Origin of the sequence: Chitinimonas sp. BJB300 (assembly GCF_002735695.1) — a bacterium.
GTDB lineage: Bacteria > Pseudomonadota > Gammaproteobacteria > Burkholderiales > Chitinimonadaceae > Chitinimonas.
The window spans coordinates 1-1,477 of sequence record NZ_PDZH01000298.1; the positions used below are offsets into that span (position 1 = coordinate 1).

Consider the following 1,477-nt stretch of genomic DNA (forward strand, 5'->3'; position numbering starts at 1 on the left):
AAACCGGGCGATGTGCATCAATTGGAGGCAGATTGACCTCAACTGCTCCAACCGCCCGGTGCGGACCCGCATGCCGGGTGGTGTGGCAGGGGTCGGCCAGAACATCTGGTCGCCCCTATGCCGATTTCCGCCAGTAAATCACGAATAGCGTGCCCCATTGACGTGGGCGTCATTCCAACACCTGCCCCTCCGCAGCGCCCTTCCGCTTTAGCTTAAAGCGGGCCATGTTATACCCTTGGAAAAAAATTGAATTAGGGAATTAGGGATAACCAACTTAGGCGCTGATAAATGATAGAAGAGCTCTACAGCGGGCTGTTGTCGGTGAGGGAGGAGGGAGCATTGCTTGGGGAATTAAGCAAGCTTTCGCAGTTGTTAGGCTTTGATTATTACGATATTTGTATTGTTGCGGACCAACCAGGGGGCAAGCCGATTGAACATGGCCTTGCCCATTATCCACAAGCTTGGTTGGAAGAGGCTTGGACCAACCAGACGTTTCTGGCAACAGACCCCAAAGCAATCGGACGGCGTGAGCGTATGCAGCCTGTGGCTTGGGATGCAGGCTATTACCAACAGGAAGGGGCGGGTGAGCTGGGCGAGATACTCGCTGGCGCGGGTTTGAAATCGGGTATCGAAGTCGGGGCCAGGTCGCAGAATGGCCGGGTAAGACTATATGTGGAGGCGGTTCGCGATAGTGAATTGCTGGCGCCGCGGGAATTGGGTTTGGCCTGTGCGCAGTTGCAGCTTTTCGCCAATATGGCGTTGCCTCCGGCCAGTCAGTTATGGTTGCCCCCGCCCGAGACGGTGGCGCAAGCCTTGACTGCCCGTGAATTGGAGTGCCTACGCTGGACTATGGAGGGCAAGACTGCCTGGGAAGTCGGGCAGATCATTGGTGTTACCGAGCGTACAGCGGTGTTCCACCTGCAAAATGCAGTGCATAAGCTCGATTGCGCCAATAAGCATCAGGCTGTGATCAAGGCGTTGCGATTGCAGTTGATTTACTGAGAACTTGTTTACGATCTTACTGCGCAGCCGTGATCAGGGCTCATGTGCTGCTCAAAATCCTCGTGCACAAAAGTACATTCCGGTTTCTGCGCTGCGCTTCATCCTGCCGATACCTGCTCGTGACAGATCGTAAACAAGTTCTAAGAATGGCCAAGCCCGGGAATAATTGGTCTCAGGTTCACATAAGAGAAGCAGGGTTCAGGCAAGTTCTGCGTGCTAATCCACCTTGTCCTTTTCTTGTACGGCGGACTGATGCTTGGAAGGTGTCTAATGAAGCCGAGGTGATTTAGTCTCTAAATTCAAGCCATGAGAAGAACAGACATTACCTGCTTTGGTATTGTCGTGTTCATGTGCGCCCAGCATGGGCGCACTCCTGCGGGTGGAATTCCCGCCGTAAGTTGATCACAGCGAACGAAGTGAAGCGCAACTGCGAGAGGGTGACCGAGCGTGGGAAGGAAGCGTGGATCGTAAACCG

The 1,477-nt window shown here is 54.0% G+C and carries 1 protein-coding gene; it reads left to right on the top strand.

Annotated elements, in window-relative coordinates; all coding sequences use genetic code 11:
• The first annotated feature begins 288 nt into the window (after nucleotides 1–288).
• Complete coding sequence (locus CSQ89_RS21470; protein WP_099407982.1) at nucleotides 289–1,002, top strand: autoinducer binding domain-containing protein; 714 nt, start codon at nucleotides 289–291, stop codon at nucleotides 1,000–1,002.
• The last annotated feature ends 475 nt before the right edge of the window (nucleotides 1,003–1,477 follow it).

Bases quoted from the DNA above. Each gene is read 5' to 3' on its own strand.
- CSQ89_RS21470 (WP_099407982.1), top strand. From the start codon at position 289: ATGATAGAAGAGCTCTACAGCGGGCTGTTGTCGGTGAGGGAGGAGGGA.